Here is a 17,511-nt window from a genome sequence, read left to right as displayed (position 1 = left end):
GAATTGGAGGCTACCGTTGACGGGTGCCCGAACTACCAGAGGTGGAGGCGCTCGCCGACTACCTGCGCCAACGCGCCGTCGGCCGACAGGTTGACCGGCTGGAGATCTCCGCGATCAACGCCCTGAAGACGTACGACCCGGCGATCACGGCCGCGGCCGGCCGCCCGGTCACCGACGTCCAGCGCCACGGCAAGTTCCTCGACCTGGTGCTCGGCGCTGACCTGCACCTGGTCGTTCACCTGGCCCGCGCCGGCTGGCTGCACTTCCGAGAGGACTTCTCGTCCCGCGCCCCGCTGCGCCCGGGCAAGGGCCCGGTGGCGCTGCGGGCCCGCCTCGACGACGGCTCCGGGTTCGACCTGACCGAGGCCGGCACCCAGAAGAGTCTCGCCGTCTATCTGGTGACCGATCCGACGGCGGTGCCCGGGGTGGCCCGGCTTGGTCCGGATGCGCTCGCGGTGGACCCGGCGACCTTCGCCGACCGGCTCCGCAGCCGCAAGGGCCAGGTCAAGGGGGTGCTCACCGAGCAGACGGTGCTCGCCGGGGTGGGTAACGCGTACTCCGATGAGATCCTGCACACGGCGCGGCTGTCACCGTTCGCGCTGACCACCCGGCTGACCGACGAACAGCTCGCCACCCTGCACGCGGCGACCCGGGACGTGCTCGGTGACGCGGTGACCCGGTCGGTGGGGCAACGGGCCGCCGAGCTCAAGGGCGAGAAGCGCTCTGGTCTGCGGGTTCACGCCCGCACCGGGTTGCCCTGCCCAGTCTGCGGCGACACCGTACGGGAGGTCTCGTTCGCTGACTCCAGCCTCCAGTACTGCCCCGGTTGCCAGACCGGCGGGAAGCCGCTCGCCGACCGACGGTTGTCGCGAATTGTACGTTGAGTGAGGGTGCTCACGTCTAACCGTGAATATTCCGCCCGCGCGCGACGAACGTCGGGATTGGGGTTCTACTCGAACGGCCATCCATCGGTATAGTGGCCCGGTCCCGGCTTCTGTAAAGGTCCGGAGCCGGCCAGCTGCCAACCGGCACAGCCCGAAGCGAGGTCCTACCGGTCCACGCTCGGGTCCGGGTGACGCATGGGAGACTGAAGCGGTGGGCGACACGGGCCCTCACTCCGAGTGAGCAGTCCGCGTCCTGCGGGAGGACATGGATGAGGTGACGACAAGCCTCCAGCGCCCGGTAACCAACGGAGGCCGGAGCAGAACCGTGCGGCACGTCGACAGCTTCGAGATCCAGCCGCCGCCACCGCCGTCCCACAACGGCGTGCCTCGGCTGGCCTGGGCCCGTAGCCACCGCCGGGTCTCCCGTTGGCACCGCCCCTACACCGCGATCCTGGTTCTGCTGGACTTCGCCGCCGCCGCCTTCGCGAGCTTCACCGCCATCCGCGCCTTCGACCAGTCGCGGGCCGGGTTCTACAACGACCCGACCTGGTTCTACACCGTGGCCTGCGTGCTGCTGCCGCTCGGCTGGGTGGCGATCCTCTGGTTCAACGGCTCCTACGATCGGCGCTACCTGGGCCTCGGCCCGGATGAGTTCAAGCGGGTTCTCCGCGCCGGCGTGGCGGTCTGCGCGACGGTCTCCTTCCTGGCGTTCGCCACCAAGACCGATCTGTCCCGCTATTCGGTCGGCACCGCGCTGCTCCTCGCCCTGCTGCTGATCCTGCTGGTCCGGATCCTGGTCCGATTCGTGCTGCACGTGATCCGGCGCAACGCCGGCCGGGCCGGCCACCGGATGGTCCTGGTGGGCACTCTGCCCGAGTGCCTGGAGGTCCACCGCCAGGTCACCCGCAGTCCCGCTGCCGGCCTGGTGCCGGTCGCCATCCATCTCACCGATGGCTACGCGGCTGCCCGGGGGGTGGAAACCCCGGTCCCGGTCTACGCGGGGCGGGACCTCCTCGCCCTGGTTCGCGAGGTCGGCGGCGACACGATCGCGGTCTGCGGGTCGGCCAGCGCCGAGCCCGGCGAGCTGCGCCGCATGGCCTGGCAGCTCGAAGGCTCCGGGGTCGACCTGGCGGTGGTCCCGCAGTTGACCGACATCGCCGGGCCCCGGGTGCACATCCGGCCGATCGAGGGACTGCCGCTGCTGCACGTGGAGGAGCCGACCCTCTCCGGTCCCGCCCTGCTGGCGAAGAACCTGCTCGACCGGGTGGCCGCCGGGCTCGGCCTGCTGATCCTGCTACCGGTCTTTCTCGCGATCGCGATCGCGATCCGGATCTCCGACCCAGGTCCGGTCTTCTTCCGGCAACCCCGGGTGGGCCACGAGGGGCGGACCTTCCGGGTCTGGAAGTTCCGCACCATGTACGTGGATGCCGAGGAGCGGCTGGCCAGCCTGGTTGACCAGAACGAGACCGACGGCATGCTGTTCAAGATGAAGCGAGACCCGAGGGTCTTCCCGGTGGGCCGCTTCCTACGCGCCTCGTCCCTGGACGAGCTGCCCCAGCTGATCAACGTGCTCAAGGGGGAGATGTCGTTGGTCGGGCCCCGACCGCTGCCCGCCGACGACGGTGACTTCCTCGGCGACGTACGCCGCCGGCTGCTGGTCAAGCCCGGCATCACCGGCCTCTGGCAGGTCTCCGGCCGCTCCGACCTCTCCTGGGACGAGGCGGTCCGCCTCGACCTCTACTACGTCGACAACTGGTCGCTGGCGTACGACCTGAGCATCCTATGGCGCACGGTCGGAGTGGTGCTCGCCCGGAAGGGCGCATACTAGCCCCAATGCCGTGTTTGGTCCGCGAGCCGGGTACTTGCCGTGCGCGCGTTTGATCATGTGGGTTCTCACCGGTTCGCCGGTGGGGGGTAACAGGTGGGACACCGGGCTGGCTGTCGGTGGCGTCGGTCAGGGCGGTGCGCTGGATCTGGGGACGACGAGCAGGGCGTAAAGCTTCTGCTGGATGCCGTCGGGGTGCGGGCGCGTAGGACGCGACCACCGAGGATGCTGGATGGAGTTCAAGGGTGGGCGGCGGCCGTTCTTGCCGTGGATCACCAGGTCCGCGCAGGTCGCGGCCAGGGTGGTGAACAGGCTGGCGGCGGCCGCCGCTACCGTCAACGTCCGAGTTATGGCAGCCTGGGCGGCCAGCGGAGCTCCCGGTGTTCAGGTCGCCTTGGAATGACCACCCGCTATACCGGAGCTCCGCTGCTTCGCGTCTCAGACACGCTTTGACACGCCGACCCCCCGCCCTGACTCAACGGCGTTGGGCCCAGACCGGGAGGAAGCCTAGACCATGACTTAGCCCGTCGCACCGCCGCTGATCTTGGAGCCAATGGCGCGGTCCATCACGTCCAGGCCCACGGTGTTGAACGGCTTGTTGAGGCTGCGCATCAGGGAGTCCTGCGACGGCCGGTAGACGCCGTACTCGTGGTAGTGACCGCCCTCGTAGGCGCCGATAGCACCGCCATCGGGAGTAGCGCGGCCAAGGTAGGAGGCCCATTTGCGGCCGGTGGAGTCGGTGGTGACGTTGAGTGCCAGCAGCTCGCCGCTGCTGTAGGTGGTACCGGGGGTGTAGTACTCGTCGGCGAGGCCGCCGACCGAGTGGCCGAGTTCGTGGAGCGCGATCTGGCCGGACAGGATGTTGGCGCCGGAAACCGTGGACAGGTCGCGGTACCCGGCGCCACCGTACTTGGCGGTGTTGCCGACAGCGACGATCGCGTCGACGCCAGGGGCCTGGTTGGCGTACTGCCGGGCCTTGGCCTCGTTCAGGCAGAGCAGGCGTTCGGTGTTGTTACACCAGAGGTGCATGTCCAGCGCAGTGTCGCGGTTGACGCCCGGGGATGGGTCGTTGTCGACGCCGGACTCGTTGGAGATGATGTTGACCAACCACACATTGATGAAGCTCTTGTACTTGTTCCACGGGGCGCTGGCGGCGATCTCGTCCCATTTCGCCTGCGCGTGCTTGCGCAAAGTGCCCATTTCGGCGGCGGTGTAGCCATCGCCGATGAACACCATGTCGAAGCGCTGGCTGGACGGTCCACTGTACTGGATCGTGACCACGTCCGCCTGGGCGACGACATCGGCTGGGGCGAGCTGGGTCGCGGTTTTCTCCTGGGGCAGATACATCTTGGTGATCGTGCCGTCGGGCGAGAAGACCTCTCGCCACTGCATCGGCGTGCCCGAGTCGGGCATGGCGGCTGTCGGGGTGGACAGGGTGAGGCTCACCGCGGTGACGAGTAGGGCCAAGCCGATCCGCTGGATCGATCGTCGGCGCATGGGGGCGTCCTTTCGGGGGGTCGGCACCGTTGCAGGACGATCCCGCCCGGTTCGCCTGTTGAGGGAATCCCGTCCGGGCATAGTAGAAGTACGGACAAGGTCAAACCAAGGACCGCCATGGATTGATTTTGTGGGATATTTTGCTAAGTGTATTCACCCAGATGGGTGGCCGATCAGTCACTCGCCGACGCCGCGGGTGCGGCGGACCGTAGCCTTCCAGGGCGCGGTCGCGAATGTACTAGAATTCTATCCTGGACAGTGTGGCCAGCACGGTGCGCACCGTCCCAGACGGTCGTCGCCGAGCCCACGCCGGCAAAGATGGACAGCCATCGAGCCCGACTCGACCATCCAGGACCACGGCGCTACCGTCACCTTGTGCGGCTCCGGGCGGTCCACCTACGGCACCGTGGCGGTGGGACGCGACGAGCCGCCGGCTACCTGGTGGCGCCGCCAGCAACGAGGGTCCTCACCTCACTCCAGTGAGGAAAGTACCCAACTCGTCAAAGATCCATAGTGGAATCAGACGAAGTGGCCGTGTTCTAATTTGGCAGGTTCATCCGTATCCGGCCGGAGCCTCCGGCCGGAGTGGCAAAGGAGTGCGCATGCCCGTCACCGCCGACCTCGGCAAGCTGGTTGACAAGGCATACCAGGACAAGACCCTCACCGAGATCGTCGACGCCCCGGTGTCCGCCCTCTCCGGGGTCAGCGACGGCGACGCCAAGCTGCTCAAGGAAGCCTTCAACATCACCACCGTCGGCGACCTCGGCCGCAACCCGTACTTCCGGACCGCGAACGCCCTGGTCGCCCTTACCGGCACGAAGTAACACCATCGTCGATATCCAGTGCCACGTCGTGCCAGGCGGGCACTGATCAGACGCGGGATGACCACCGTCCGCTTCCGACCCGTCACCAGACGGTGGTCACCCGCAGCCAGCCCGCCTACACCGCGCGACCTCGCGGTACGCAAAGAAACCGTGCTGTTCACCCGCGCTGACCCCGATACGTGTTCGGCCCCACCCGGCTGGAATCACCGTCCAGCCGGTCGAGCAGGGCCGAGCCCCGTCGCGAACCATCGACAGCACATCCGACGCTCACGCAGCGTAGTCCGGTAGCAGGGCTGGCCTCAACCAATAAGCGGTCAAACGCCGGAGCCCTTGGCACTCCGGCCGGCACCGGCCAGGATGCACTCCGTGAGTGGCAGCCTCTCCGCCGTCCTCGGTGTCGTCGCACTGGCGACCGCGCTGACGGCGACCCTCGTCGCGGTGCTGCGCCCGCGTGGCCACCGCACCATCGCCACCGCCACCCAGCGGGCCACCTACGAGGTGCTGCACACCGCCGGACTCGCCGCTGAGCCGCTCCGCGCCGGGCTAACCGCCGCGAATGCCGCCAAGGCCGTACGCCACCTCCGGGCCCTGGTCGGGGCGGTCGGGCTGGCGCTGACCGACACCACGGCGCTACTCGCCCTCGACGGGCGCGGCGCACACCACCAGAAGCAGCTCGTCGTGGCGGCCCGCCGGGTCGCGGCAGCCGGCCGGTCGACCGTGCTGGGGGAGGCGGAGCTGCCCTGTGACCGGGTGGACTGCCCGGTCCGGGGTGCCGTCGTCGCACCGTTGACCGGCGCGGACCGGCGGGTTGTCGGCGTACTGCTGGCCATCGCGGAGGGGGTCCCCGCGCCTGGCCTGGTTCAGGCGACGCTGGAGACCGCGCACTGGGCCGGTACCCAACTCGCCCTCGCCGATCTGGACTCCTCCCGCGAGCGGCTGGCCCGCGCCGAGGTCCGCGCGCTGCGGGCACAGATCAGCCCACACTTCATCTACAACGCGCTGACGGCGATCGGATCCTTCGTCCGCACCGACCCGGACCGAGCCCGGGAGTTGATCCTCGAGTTCGCCGAATTCACCCGTTACTCGTTCCGGGCGCACGGCGAGTTCACCACCCTCGCCGAGGAGCTCCGGTCGATCGATCACTACCTGACGATCGAACGGGCCCGGTTCGGCGACCGGCTCCAGGTGCGGCTCCAGGTCGCCCCCGAGGTGCTGCCGGTGACCCTGCCCTTCCTCTGCCTGCAACCACTGGTCGAGAACGCGGTGCGACACGGGTTGTCCGGCAAGCCCGGTACGGGCATGGTGAGCATCGAGGCCCGGGACGCGGGCACCGAGTGCCACATCACGGTGGAGGACGACGGGGTGGGGATGGACCCGGCCACGCTGACCGCCGGCATCGCCGAACTGGCCGCCGCCGGGAGCGCCCCGGTGGGGGCGCCGGGCGGGCATGTGGGCCTGTCCAATGTTGATGAACGACTTCGGGCGGTTTTTGGGGACGAGTTCGGCCTGGTGGTGGAGACCGGCCTCGGCTTGGGCACGCGGGTGAGCATGCGGGTGCCGAAATTCCATCCCGGCGTACGGGCCGGCACGTGACCGGGTTCCTCCGGGTGCTGGCGGTGGACGACGAGCCACCGGCCCTCGACGAGCTGGCGTACCACCTGCGGGTCGATCCACGAGTCGCCCGGCTACACACCGCCGGTGACGCCACCGAGGCGCTGCGGGTGCTTCGCGACGGCGACGTGGACGTGGTTTTCCTGGACATCCGGATGCCGGGGCTGGACGGTGTGGAGCTGGCCCGGGTGCTCCGCCGCTTCGCCCGGCCGCCGGCCATCGTCTTCGTCACCGCCTACGACGACGGCGCGGTGGACGCGTTCGACCTGGGTGCGACGGATTATGTCCGCAAACCGGTCCGGGCGCAACGGTTGGCCGAGTCGCTGCGCCGGGTGATCGGATCGCGGCGGGTGCCCCTGCAGCCGGCGGCGCCGGCACGGGAAGCGGACCCGACGATCCCGGTCGAGCTGGCCGGGACGACCCGGATGCTGCCCCGGTCGGCGGTGCGCTGGGTGGAGGCGCAGGGTGACTACGTGCGGCTGCACACCGCCGACGGTTCCCACCTGGTCCGGGTCTCCTTGGCGACCCTCGCCGAGCGGTGGGCTGACGCTGGCTTCGTGCGAGTCCACCGCTCCTACCTGGTCCAGTTGCGGCTCATCGCCGAGCTGCGGCTGGTGAACTCCGGCTACGTGGTGGTAGTCGACTCGACCGAGCTGCCGGTGAGTCGGCGACACACCCGGGAGCTGAAGGAGAAGCTGATCCGGGCGGCCAAGCAGGACTGGGCCCGCTGACCCGGCTAGCACACCATGGCGGTGGTCGCCGCCCCGAGCATCGCCGGCCCGTACGGGATGGGGGTTTGTCGGCCGGCACGGCCGGTCGCCAGAAGGACGACGACCAACGGAAGGTTGACCAGCGGAGCGAGCAGAACCCCGGTGACCACGGTCGGCCATCCCAGCCAGCCGAGGTAGAGCCCAAGCGCTGCGCCGAGCTTCACGTCGCCGAAGCCGAGTTGGGACCGGGGCAGCAGGGTGAGCGTCAGGTAGCCAACCCCGCAGAGCACGGCGGCGAGCAGGGCCCGGCCCAGTGCCGGGAACGCCGGGGCGGCCACCGCGGCGAGCAGCAGTAGCACCACTCCACCGCCGACGACGCCCCCCACCAACGGGTCGGGCAGCCGCAGTACCCGCAGGTCGACCACGGCCAGCGGCACCCCGAGGGCAGCGAGCAGTAGAAACGCCGGCAGCGCCCAACTGGCTCCGACGCCGGCCCCCACGATGCCGGTGGCGGCGGCGGTGAGGGGCACGGTGACCGCCCATCCCGGAGTCAGCGGGCGACGACAGTCCGGGCACCGCCGGGGTGCCCGCCACCAGGGTGGCCGCGCACCGGCGCAGTCCGGGCAGGTGCTCCGCCAGGCCGGCCGGGGCCGACCGGTCGGCCAGCCGACCGCGTATCGGTCGATCAGCCCGGGCAGCAACATCCCCCAGCCGGCACCGGCGACGGCGGCAACGAGGGGAAGCAACACGGCGGGAGCCTAGCGCCCGCCCGCCCCGCCCCGGTCTCTTCGCCCGCGCCGGTCCACACCTTCCGTCGCAGCTCAGACCGGTTGTGGGTCGCAGTTATCCACAGCAAGGACCACTTGTCCACAAGTTATCCACAGGGCGATGCGGTACCCCACCGGCCAGCAGGGCAGCGCTTGACTTTCCCTGGAATCGAGCGAGACTGCCGAAGTGGTCGCCGCCGATGACCGCGTTTCCGCGCGGACCCGCATCGTGCTGGCCGATGTGGTCCGTCGCGAGTCCCGAGGCGAGCAGCTCCGCACCGAGCACCCCCACACCGAGCTCACCGAGCAGACCCGGGTCGGCGAGGCGCTCGTCCGCGGCCTGGTCCGGGCACAGCTCTCCCTGGCGTTGCGGCTCTGGCTGGTGGTGGCCGTCGGGCTCGGCGGCCTGCCGTGGCTGTTCGCCATCGCGCCGTCGGTCAGCCGGGTCACCGTGCTCGGGGTGCACCTGCCGTGGGTGCTGCTCGGCGGGCTCTCCTTCCCGTTCCTGGTCCTGGTCGGCTGGGCATACGTGCGCCTGGCCGAACGCAACGAGCAGGACTTCACCGACCTGATCCAGCGGCCGGAGCGCTGAGTGTGGGCAACGGCTATGTAGTTCCGGCCCTCGTCGCGGTCACCCTGATCACCGTCGGCATTGGCTTCTACGGTCTACGCCTCGCCCGCACCACCTCGGACTTCCTGGTGGCGTCCCGGGCGGTCAGCCCGACCTGGAACGCCGCCGCGATCGGTGGGGAGTACCTGTCGGCGGCGAGCTTCCTCGGCGTCGCCGGTCTGATCCTCAAGCACGGCGTGGATGTGCTCTGGTACCCGGTCGGCTTCGCCGCCGGGTACCTGGCGCTACTTCTCTTCGTCGCCGCACCGCTGCGCCGCTCCGGGGCGTTCACCCTGCCCGACTTCTGCGAGCTCCGGCTGGGCTCCCGGCGGCTACGCACCCTCGCCACCACCTTCGTGATCTTCATCGGTTGGCTCTACCTCGTCCCCCAGCTGCAGGGTGCCGGGCTGACCATGGCCACGTTGACCGGCTCGCCCTACCCGCTGGGAGCCCTCCTGGTCGCGGCGGTGGTAACCGCGAACGTGGCGCTCGGCGGCATGCGCGCGATTACCTTTGTCCAGGCGTTCCAGTACTGGCTCAAGCTGACCGCTCTCGCCGTACCGGCGATCTTCCTGGTGTTGCAGTGGCAGGCCGACTCCCGCCCGGCGGTGACCCCACCGGAGGGTCCAACCTTCCGCACCGCGACCACCGTCGTGGTCGAACATCCCGCCACCCTCACCCTCCCCGACGGCCAGCAACAGCAGATACGCCCCGGCGACGAGCTGACCTTCGCCGCCGGACAACCGGTGCCCCAGGTCGCCGGGACCGCCACCGACCCGGCCGACTGGTTGCTGCCCAGCACCGGCGCCGACGAGCAGGGCCTGTTCACCACCTACTCGCTGATCCTCGCCACCTTCCTCGGCACCATGGGCCTACCGCACGTGCTGGCGCGCTTCTACACCAACCCGGACGGTGCCGCCGCCCGCCATACCACGCTGGTGGTACTGGCCCTCGTCGGCGCCTTCTACCTGCTGCCAACCGTCTACGGGGCACTCGGCCGGATCTATACCCCACACCTGCTGCTCACCGGGGAGACCGACGCGGTGGTGCTGCTCCTGCCCGGTGCGGCGCTGGGTACGGGGACCACCGGCCGGCTCCTCGCCGCGCTGGTCGCCGCCGGCGCGTTCGCGGCGTTTCTCTCCACCTCCTCCGGCCTGCTCACCAGCGTTGCCGGAGTGATCTCCACCGACCTGCTGGGCCGCGGCTCGGTACGCGGGTTCCGACTCGCCACCGTGCTCGCCGGAAGCGTGCCCATGGTGCTTGCGCTCAACGTCTCCGGGCTGGAGGTGTCACAGGTGGTGGGGCTGGCGTTCGCGGTGGCCGCGTCGAGCTTCTGCCCGCTGCTGGTGCTGGGCATCTGGTGGCGGGGGTTGACCGCCCGCGGCGCCGCCGTCGGGGTGCTCGTCGGTGGGGGCGCCGCGGCCGGGGCGGTACTGGTGACCGTGCTCGGCCCCCCGCTGACCGGATGGCCGGCCGCCCTCCTCGCGCAGCCAGCCGCCTGGACGGTCCCGCTCGCCTTCACCGTAATGGTGGCGGTGTCAGGGGCCACGCGCCGCCACGTCCCGACCGATGTCGGTGCCACGATGCTCCGTCTGCACGCCCCCGAAGCCCTGCGGTAGAGCGCCGTAAACCGCATCCGCCCGCACTGGGCCGAAACGCGGGTGTGCTGGCTGTCATCCAGAGTGGCCAGCAGGCAAGGTTGCGCCACCGCACCTGATCTCGTCCGGGATCGGAGCCGTCCGGCCAGGGCCACTCCGCGAGGGAGAGGCCCGGGACCGGAAAGCATCATTCAGCAGGCGTCCGTACCGGCGCAGAGCCGGGCGGCTGTGCGCTCCGCAATACGCTGGTCCTCGGCCGGATCAACGCCCTTGAGCCACACCTGGGCCACCAGTTCACCCTGTCGCACGAAGAGCCAGCGGGACGTCGCCTTCTCGCCGATCCGACCCACCAGCAACGACTCGTCACCCGCGAGGCCGGAGGCGAAGACCTCCATCCCCTTGCTGCTGTCCGGGTTCAGGGGCTTACAGCCGTCCACCTCCCGCCGAACGTTTCCCATCGTGGTCTTCGCGCCTTCCTCCGAATGCCGCTCCACGCGCTCGATCACCGTGCTCTCGGTCCCCCTGCGAAAGACAGCTCCCCGGAACGCCTTCTCCCCTGGCCAGCTCTGTCCGTCTTCCTCGCAGGTGTAGCTGGTCCCCGCATGAAAAGACCAGTCGCCATCCAAATCGTCGCCCGCTGCCCGGAAGCCGGTCGGGAGATCTTCGGTACGAAGCATGGCCGCGGCTGGAACATCCGGTGACGACGGGCCGAGGGTCGGCTCTTGGCTAGCCTCCAGCGACGCGCTCGGCGGGGCCACGCTCGGCGGGGCCGCGCTCTGCCGGACCGTGGTCGGCGGGGCCGTGGTCGGCGAGGGCGACGGGGAGGGTGACACCGATTGCGTCGGGGTGCCGCTGGGGCTGGGTGAGGGGCTGTTCGTCGCGGGTGGTGCCGGTGGTGCCGGTTCCCGGACTTCGGCCAGGGCCACCGCACCAGTAGCGGCCACGGCGACAGCGACCGCACTCGCCAAACCAGCAACAAGACGAGTCCGCTGGGTCCGCCGCCGGGCACGCGCACGCACCTGATCAACCGGATCCCAGTTCAAAGCTTCAGTATCGCGATACAACTCGGCAAAAAACGAATCAGACATGATTGACCTCCTCCGGAAACGAGGTGTCAAGAAGGACAGCAAGGGCCTTACGCCCACGAGCAAGACGAGCCTTAACAGTGCCCGTCGGCGCACCCGTCTGATCAGCAATCTCAGCAACAGACAGATCCACCAGATGATGCAAGACAACCGCCTCCCGCTGCTCACTTGGCAACTGCCGCAACGCAGCTACCAACGCCACAGTGTTCTCCGACGGAGGCCCAGCAGCCACACCAACACCATGCCGGCGATACGCAGAAATACCATTACGAACCTTGCGCCAACGATTCACCAACCGCCGATGCCCAACAGTCCGCACCCACGCCTCCGGATCGTCGTACGTGCTGATCTTCGACCAACGCTGACAAGCCCGCACATACGCCTCCTGCGCAGCATCCTGCGCCTCACCCAGATCACCACCCAGCGCATAAAGCACCGTGACAACCCGATGACGCGTGCTACGGTAAAACTCCGCAAAACCGTCTTCCGCATCCACTGCGCTCCGCCCCTCTCAACTTCGCCACTATCACCCGCCACGAAGCAGAACGGTTGCCAAAGACATCCAGCGATCGACATCACAGTGAAGAACCAGCTGGTCCCGGCCGACTACGGTTCTACGCATGACAGCAGAGCACCCTGCCCTCGCGCTGCACGGTCTGGTGAAGCGCTTCGACGCGAAGGTGGCCGTGGCCGGCGTCGACCTGACCGTGCCGGCCGGCTCGTTCTACGGGCTCCTCGGACCCAACGGCGCCGGCAAGACCACCACGCTGTCGATGGCTGTGGGGCTGCTCCGGCCAGATGCCGGCGGCGCCCGGGTGCTCGGCCACGATGTCTGGGCCGACCCGGTACGGGCGAAGCAACTCCTCGGCGTCATGCCCGACGGCGTACGCCTCTTCGACCGGCTCAGTGGCGCCGAGTTGCTCGCGTACCACGGCCTGCTGCGCGGCATGGATCCGGCGGTGGTCAGCCAGCGTGCGGCGGAGCTGCTGGACGTGCTCGCGCTCGCCGACGCCGGGCGAACCCTGGTGGTGGACTACTCGGCCGGGATGAAGAAGAAGATCGGCCTGGCCTGTGCGCTGCTGCACGGGCCCCGGCTGCTGGTGCTGGACGAGCCGTTCGAGGCGGTCGACCCGGTGTCGGCGGCGCTGATTCGAGACATCCTCGGGCGGTACGTCGCCGGTGGTGGCACGGTCGTCTTCTCCAGTCACGTGATGGAGGTCGTGGAGCGACTCTGCTCGCACGTGGCGATCCTCGCCGACGGCGCCATCAAACGGGTCGGCACGCTGGACGAGGTCCGCGGAGAGCAGACGCTGGAGCAGGTCTTCGTGACGGTTGTCGGCGGGCGCACCGCGACCGGTGAGGAGCTGGCGTGGCTGTCGCGGTGACCGAGGCGGTAGCCGACGTGGGGGCGGGTCGCCGGGTCTCGGCCCGGCACTTCGTCCGGCTCAAGCTGCGGGTGATGGGCAACAACTTCCGGGGCCAGGGCTGGCGGATCGGCCTCTTCGCGCTCGGCGCATTCGCTGGGCTCTGGTTCGCCGCCTTCGGCCTCTTCCTCTTCGCCGTCCCGGGACTGGCCGGCAACGACCAGTACGCGACGCTGCTGGCGGCCTTCGGTGGCGGCCTGGTGGTGCTGGGGTGGCTCCTACTGCCGCTGATCTTCTTCGGGGTCGACGAGACACTGGACCCGGCCCGCTTCGCGCTGCTTCCGCTGCCCCGTCGAACCCTGGTCACCGGTCTCTTCGCGGCGGCGCTGGTCAGCGTTCCGGCGGTCGCCGTGCTGCTGGCCGCCAGCGGTTTGATCCTCACCGCGGGCATCTTCGGCGGATGGTCGGCCGCCCTCACACAGGCGGTCGGGGTGCTGGCTGGCCTGCTGCTCTGCGTCGCCGGGGCCCGCGCCGTCACCAGCGCCTTCGCCACGATGCTGCGTTCGCGTCGGGTCCGCGACCTGGCCGCGGTCCTGCTGGCCGGGGCTGCCGCCCTGATCGCGCCGGTGCAGCTGGCCGCCGCCGCCGCGCTACAGGACGCGGACTGGGACCGGCTCGCCGAGGTGGCGGCCGTGGTCGGCTGGACGCCATTCGGCGCGCCGTGGACGATCGGCATCGAGGTCGCGCAGGGGCGGGTCTGGGCCGCACCGGTGAAGCTGCTGATCACGGCAGTGACCGTGGTGGCGCTGCTGGCCTGGTGGTCTCGCTCGCTGGAGTCGGCGATGGTCGGCACCACGAGCAGCAGCCGGGCGTCAACCCGGCCGAGGGCCACCGGCACCGCCGTCACGCAGCTCTTCCCCCGGCTGCTGGGCTGGCTCCCCCGGGGCCGCTTCGGGGCGTTGGTGGCGCGGGAGGCGCGGTACTGGTGGCGAGACGCCCGCCGACGGGCAAACCTGATCACGCTGGCCGTGGTCGGCCTCTTCGTCCCGGTCATGCTCAATCTCGGCGGCGCCGGGGACACCGGCGGCGGCGCCCTGGACACCTCGTCCCCGGTCCTGGTCACTCTCTCCATGGTGTTCGTCGGGGTGCTCGCCGCCGCAACCCTGGCCAACCAGTTCGGCTTCGACGGCAGCGCGTACGCGGCGCACGTGGTTGTGGGGGTGCCGGGCGCGGTGGAGCTACGGGCCCGGATGGCAGCGTTCTCGCTCTACCTGCTGCCGCTGGTTCTGATCATCTCCGGGGTGCTCGCCCTCCTGGTGCTGGGGCAGCCGGGGTGGATCGGCCTGACGGCGGGGAGCCTGCTCGCCACCTTCGGCGCCGGGCTCGCGGTCAACACCCTGCTGTCCGTACTCGGGGCGTACTCCCTGCCGGAGACGAGCAACCCGTTCGCGCTGAACAGCGGCGCCGGGGTGGCCCGCAGCTTCCTGGCCGTTCTGTCCATGCTCGCCTCGGCGGTCGCGGTGATCCCGATGGTGGTGGCCGCCGCGCTGCTCGGCGACGTCTGGCTCTGGCTGGCCCTACCGATCGGCGCGGCGTACGGGCTGGGGGCGGCGCTGCTCGGCGCCTACCTGGCCGGCGACGTGCTGGACCGGCGTCAGCCCGAACTGCTGGCGACCATCACCCCCCGCCGCTGAAAGTCTCGACCCGGTTGAACCGCAACCAGCGATGGTGTCAGGGAGTCTGCTGAGTAGAGCCGCGATCAGACGGCCAGCCAGCAGGGGAGGCGCCAACGTGATGGTAAGGATGCACGGCCCGGGGGATACCCGGGAGGAACCGCCACCCGCGGTCACGGAGGGCGCGGGTGGTGTGAGTGGTGTGAGTGGCAGCTTCGAGGAGTTCTACGCCGCCACTTTCCAACCACTGATGCTCCAGCTCTACGCCTACACAGCTGACATCGACCATGCCCGCGACGCAGTCCAGGAGGCATTCAGCCGGGCCTGGCCCCGCTGGAACAAACTGGTCCACTACGACCATCCAGCAGCCTGGATCCGCACCGTCGCCATGAATGTCGCCCGCTCCCGCTGGCGTCGGCTCCGCGCCGCCCGCGCCCACGCCCGGTTTCGCCGGGACGACATAGTCGAAGGGCCAAGCCCAGACCGGGTGGCGCTGGCCCGCGCACTCGCCACCCTGCCCGAAAAGCAGCGACGGGCACTAGTCCTCTTCCACGTGGCCGACCTCAGCATCACCGAGATCGCTGACCAGGAAGGGGCCGCTACCGGCACCGTGAAGTCCTGGCTACACCGAGGCCGCGCCGCACTAGCCGCCGCACTCTCCGACCCGGGGACGGAGGAAACCGATGCCTGAGAACGACGACACCCAAAACCTCGATGACATCTTCGCCGCATTCACCTCCAGTGGACCGCTGGCGACCCCAGCCGGCGCCGCGGCCGCACAACACGTCGCCCGTCGGCGCCGTACCACCCGGTTCGTCGCCGCCGGCGTCCTAGCCGTGGCAATACTCGCCGCAACCCCAGCGATCGCGTCAACCTGGACCAACCAGGATCCACCCGTACTACCAGCGAACACGCCAACGCCGACCCTGACGACTCCGGCACCATCCAGTTCCCCCACCCCATCCGCCTCCCCAACCCCGTCGGCCACGCCCAGCACACCACCACCAGACGGCCAGATCGGCAAGACAGAGCTCGGCGACGCCACGCTGGAGCTTCCCGCCTGGCCCGACTACCTGAAAGAACACTGCCCAGCAGGACGGGTGAAGTTCTCCGACGGCACCGCCCAGCTCGCGCCCAACTCGGAACTCCGGATCAAAATCACCGAGGTAATCCACGCTGATTTCGATCGTGACGGAGCGAAGGAGACGGCCGCACTGATCAACTGCAGCGGAATCGAGATGGGCGAGTCGCGGGTCCTCGCCTTTGACCGGGACTCCTCCGACAACATCGTCACGATGGGTCTGGTCACCGGGCATACCGACGACATCGCCTGGGTTAGCAAGATCCGCGCGAAGGGCACCGCCGTCGACGTGGAGGTCGTGGACGCGGTCGGCGAAGGAATCGTGGAGGGGTTCGCGCAGTCGCAGTGGCGGACCTACTCCTGGTCGGGCAAGGGCTTCGTCCAGTCGGGCGGGCCGAGCGCGTTCCCGCCGAACCCGCGAGTCACCGACCTCTCCATCAGCGGGGATGACGTTCAGCTCGTACCGGACGGCGCGGACACGGCGTCCGGCACGCTGAGCCTGACCGTCAGCAACCAGGGGCCGCAACGGGCCACCGACCCCTATCTGACGGTGGATCTGCCGGGCGAGGTCACGATCACCTCGCTACCCGCGAAGTGCGCGACGTCGAAAACCCCGAGCGGTACGCGCTACCAATGCTGGCTACCGGCACTGGCGGTGAATGCCGACTCCGTTGTTGATCTTCCGTTGTCCGCGCCGAAATCCATATTCGATGGCGCGCAGCCCGGTCAGTGGGAGGCCAAAATCGTCTGGGGCTTCACCGGAACAGATATCGGAGACGGCGAAGGCTGGCCCTACCCCGAGCCCGACGGCGCCGAGGACGACAACTCAGCGAACGGGAACGTCCTGCTTGCCCCCTGATCAACGCACGAAGCCGCCCAGCGACTGCCACGTCGGTCGCTGGGCGGCCGCCGTTCTCCGGCCGCTGCCAAGTCGGAAGCAGCCGGTAGGCGCGCTGCCGGTCAGCGGAGGCGGGTAGCGGCGACGAACGTGCGCCAGGACTCGGGACCGAACGTCAGCGCGGGGCCGAGCCGGTCCTTGCTGTCGCGCACCAACACCACCCCGGCCAGGTTGTCCGCCACCTCGACACAGTTGCCCCCGGTATCCCCAGAACGGGTTGACGTGCGCCAGTGCGGTTCAACAGCAGTCATGACGTCACCTTCAGCTTTCGAATCATGTCAAGCGAAGTGCCTGTGGACAACGCCTCGCCCAGCACGCTATCCCACTTGCGGTTGATGAAGCGGACGGTCTCAGGGTCGTTGACCACGTGCCCCCGGGCAGCGTTTTCCAGATAGATCGCTTGTTCACCGTCGGTCAGCTCGACCAACACGAAGCCGCCGGATAGACCGACGTGCTCACCGACGCTGAGTGGCACAACATGCAGCCGGAGTTGCGGTAGCTCGGCCACCTCCAGCAGCCGGTCAAGCTGCGCGTCAAGCACAGCCTGACCACCGACCGGTCAACGAATTGCCATCTCGTCCATCAGGAAGACCACCTGCGACAACGGGGGATCCCGGTACACCAATCGCTGGCGCTCCATGCGGATAGCAACCAACTCGTCTACTGCGGCAGCTTGCTGTAGCCCGCCAGCCGAAATCACCGCGCGGGCGTACTCCTCGGTCTGGAGCAAGCCCGGCACCAGACACGGTTCAAAGGCGCGCAACCGGGTCGACTGCTGTTCGTAGCCCCGCCACGCCACGAACCAGGAGGGACCCCGCTCCTGGTCTGCCTCCTTGAGTAGCTCGGCGAGGAGGCCACCGGTGCCCAGCACATCATCTGCGGCGACCGCCAACTCCATGGTCGGACGGCGTCGACCAGTCTCGATGGCAGCGATCAGGGACGGGCTCCATTTGATCATCGCTGCCAACCCCTCTTGCGAAACGTTGGCAGCGGCACGGGCGGCCTTCAGCGCCCGGATCCACATCTCGAACTTCATCGCTCACCTACCAGGTAAGTACGTGACCGCGCTCTGTAGTAAGCACTG

18 protein-coding genes and 1 pseudogene are annotated in these 17,511 nt (G+C 69.2%); 12 read left to right on the top strand and 7 right to left on the bottom strand.

Annotated elements, in window-relative coordinates:
* Positions 1-23 precede the first annotated feature (23 nt).
* Positions 24-884, top strand: coding sequence for an Fpg/Nei family DNA glycosylase (locus K228_RS0108795; protein ID WP_029723420.1), 861 nt, complete (start codon positions 24-26; stop codon positions 882-884).
* Positions 885-1,149: 265 nt separating this feature from the next.
* Positions 1,150-2,712, top strand: a complete 1,563-nt coding sequence (locus tag K228_RS0108790; RefSeq protein WP_025618110.1) for a sugar transferase — start codon at positions 1,150-1,152, stop codon at positions 2,710-2,712.
* A gap of 126 nt (positions 2,713-2,838) precedes the next feature.
* Here the strand turns inward: K228_RS0108790 and K228_RS28220 are convergent, their stop codons facing one another.
* Both K228_RS28220 and K228_RS0108785 read right to left on the bottom strand, forming a co-directional pair.
* The gene (locus K228_RS28220; protein WP_155251566.1) at positions 2,839-3,048 is read right to left on the bottom strand and encodes a hypothetical protein; all 210 of its coding nucleotides are present in this window, start codon (positions 3,046-3,048) and stop codon (positions 2,839-2,841) included.
* A 180-nt stretch (positions 3,049-3,228) separates the two neighbouring features.
* Entirely contained in the window at positions 3,229-4,206 is a 978-nt protein-coding gene (locus K228_RS0108785; RefSeq protein WP_025618109.1) for a M64 family metallopeptidase, read from the bottom strand.
* A 602-nt stretch (positions 4,207-4,808) separates the two neighbouring features.
* Here K228_RS0108785 and K228_RS0108780 point away from each other — a divergent pair.
* The 3 genes from K228_RS0108780 to K228_RS0108770 all read left to right on the top strand — a co-directional run bounded on the left by K228_RS0108780 (position 4,809) and on the right by K228_RS0108770 (position 7,372).
* On the top strand, positions 4,809-5,030 hold the full coding sequence (locus tag K228_RS0108780) for a hypothetical protein (protein WP_025618108.1): 222 nt from the start codon (positions 4,809-4,811) through the stop codon (positions 5,028-5,030).
* Between the two features lie 366 nt (positions 5,031-5,396).
* Positions 5,397-6,623 carry a sensor histidine kinase gene (locus K228_RS0108775; RefSeq protein WP_025618107.1) on the top strand — a complete coding sequence of 409 codons (1,227 nt, stop codon included), beginning with the start codon at positions 5,397-5,399 and terminating at the stop codon, positions 6,621-6,623.
* Positions 6,620-7,372, top strand: coding sequence for a LytR/AlgR family response regulator transcription factor (locus K228_RS0108770; protein WP_025618106.1), 753 nt, complete (start codon positions 6,620-6,622; stop codon positions 7,370-7,372). The genes K228_RS0108775 and K228_RS0108770 overlap by 4 nt, the downstream gene beginning before the upstream one ends.
* Before the next feature lie 5 nt (positions 7,373-7,377).
* On the opposite strand, the gene K228_RS0108765 is transcribed toward K228_RS0108770, so the two are convergent.
* Positions 7,378-8,100, bottom strand: coding sequence for a prepilin peptidase (locus K228_RS0108765; protein WP_025618105.1), 723 nt, complete (start codon positions 8,098-8,100; stop codon positions 7,378-7,380).
* A 205-nt stretch (positions 8,101-8,305) separates the two neighbouring features.
* On the opposite strand from K228_RS0108765, the gene K228_RS0108760 reads away from it, so the two are divergent.
* Entirely contained in the window at positions 8,306-8,710 is a 405-nt protein-coding gene (locus K228_RS0108760) for a hypothetical protein (protein ID WP_025618104.1), read from the top strand.
* Positions 8,711-8,712: 2 nt separating this feature from the next.
* Positions 8,713-10,347: a sodium/solute symporter gene (locus K228_RS0108755; protein ID WP_025618103.1), complete on the top strand. Its 1,635-nt coding sequence runs from the start codon at positions 8,713-8,715 to the stop codon at positions 10,345-10,347.
* Between the two features lie 170 nt (positions 10,348-10,517).
* Here the strand turns inward: K228_RS0108755 and K228_RS29415 are convergent, their stop codons facing one another.
* On the bottom strand, positions 10,518-11,003 hold the full coding sequence (locus tag K228_RS29415) for a hypothetical protein (RefSeq protein ID WP_025618102.1): 486 nt from the start codon (positions 11,001-11,003) through the stop codon (positions 10,518-10,520).
* On the opposite strand from K228_RS29415, the gene K228_RS29410 reads away from it, so the two are divergent.
* Positions 11,002-11,349 carry a hypothetical protein gene (locus tag K228_RS29410; RefSeq protein ID WP_245603435.1) on the top strand — a complete coding sequence of 116 codons (348 nt, stop codon included), beginning with the start codon at positions 11,002-11,004 and terminating at the stop codon, positions 11,347-11,349. The genes K228_RS29415 and K228_RS29410 overlap by 2 nt on opposite strands.
* Positions 11,350-11,406: 57 nt before the next feature.
* Here K228_RS29410 and K228_RS26895 read toward each other — a convergent pair whose 3' ends face one another.
* Positions 11,407-11,907, bottom strand: coding sequence for a SigE family RNA polymerase sigma factor (locus tag K228_RS26895; RefSeq protein ID WP_080671561.1), 501 nt, complete (start codon positions 11,905-11,907; stop codon positions 11,407-11,409).
* Positions 11,908-12,031: 124 nt separating this feature from the next.
* On the opposite strand from K228_RS26895, the gene K228_RS0108745 reads away from it, so the two are divergent.
* The 4 genes from K228_RS0108745 to K228_RS0108730 all read left to right on the top strand — a co-directional run bounded on the left by K228_RS0108745 (position 12,032) and on the right by K228_RS0108730 (position 16,388).
* Positions 12,032-12,796 carry an ABC transporter ATP-binding protein gene (locus tag K228_RS0108745; protein WP_025618101.1) on the top strand — a complete coding sequence of 255 codons (765 nt, stop codon included), beginning with the start codon at positions 12,032-12,034 and terminating at the stop codon, positions 12,794-12,796.
* On the top strand, positions 12,793-14,469 hold the full coding sequence (locus K228_RS0108740; RefSeq protein WP_425414508.1) for an ABC transporter permease: 1,677 nt from the start codon (positions 12,793-12,795) through the stop codon (positions 14,467-14,469). The genes K228_RS0108745 and K228_RS0108740 overlap by 4 nt, the downstream gene beginning before the upstream one ends.
* A 97-nt stretch (positions 14,470-14,566) precedes the next feature.
* Positions 14,567-15,139, top strand: a complete 573-nt coding sequence (locus tag K228_RS0108735; protein WP_025618099.1) for a sigma-70 family RNA polymerase sigma factor — start codon at positions 14,567-14,569, stop codon at positions 15,137-15,139.
* A complete protein-coding gene (locus K228_RS0108730) occupies positions 15,132-16,388 on the top strand; it encodes a hypothetical protein (protein WP_025618098.1) in 1,257 nt (418 codons plus the stop codon). Before K228_RS0108735 ends, K228_RS0108730 begins: the two co-directional genes overlap by 8 nt.
* 101 nt (positions 16,389-16,489) lie before the next feature.
* Here the strand turns inward: K228_RS0108730 and K228_RS0108725 are convergent, their stop codons facing one another.
* Complete coding sequence (locus tag K228_RS0108725) at positions 16,490-16,678, bottom strand: DUF397 domain-containing protein (protein WP_025618097.1); 189 nt, start codon at positions 16,676-16,678, stop codon at positions 16,490-16,492.
* Positions 16,675-17,463, bottom strand: a pseudogene (locus K228_RS26890) (helix-turn-helix domain-containing protein). The gene K228_RS0108725 and the pseudogene K228_RS26890 overlap by 4 nt, the downstream one beginning before the upstream one ends.
* Positions 17,464-17,511: the final 48 nt, after the last annotated feature.

The sequence above is a fragment of the Salinispora cortesiana genome (genome assembly GCF_000484695.1).
Lineage (GTDB): Bacteria > Actinomycetota > Actinomycetes > Mycobacteriales > Micromonosporaceae > Micromonospora > Micromonospora cortesiana.
The sequence above is the reverse complement of the archived record's forward strand: the minus strand, read 5'-3'. Positions and strand labels throughout refer to the sequence as shown.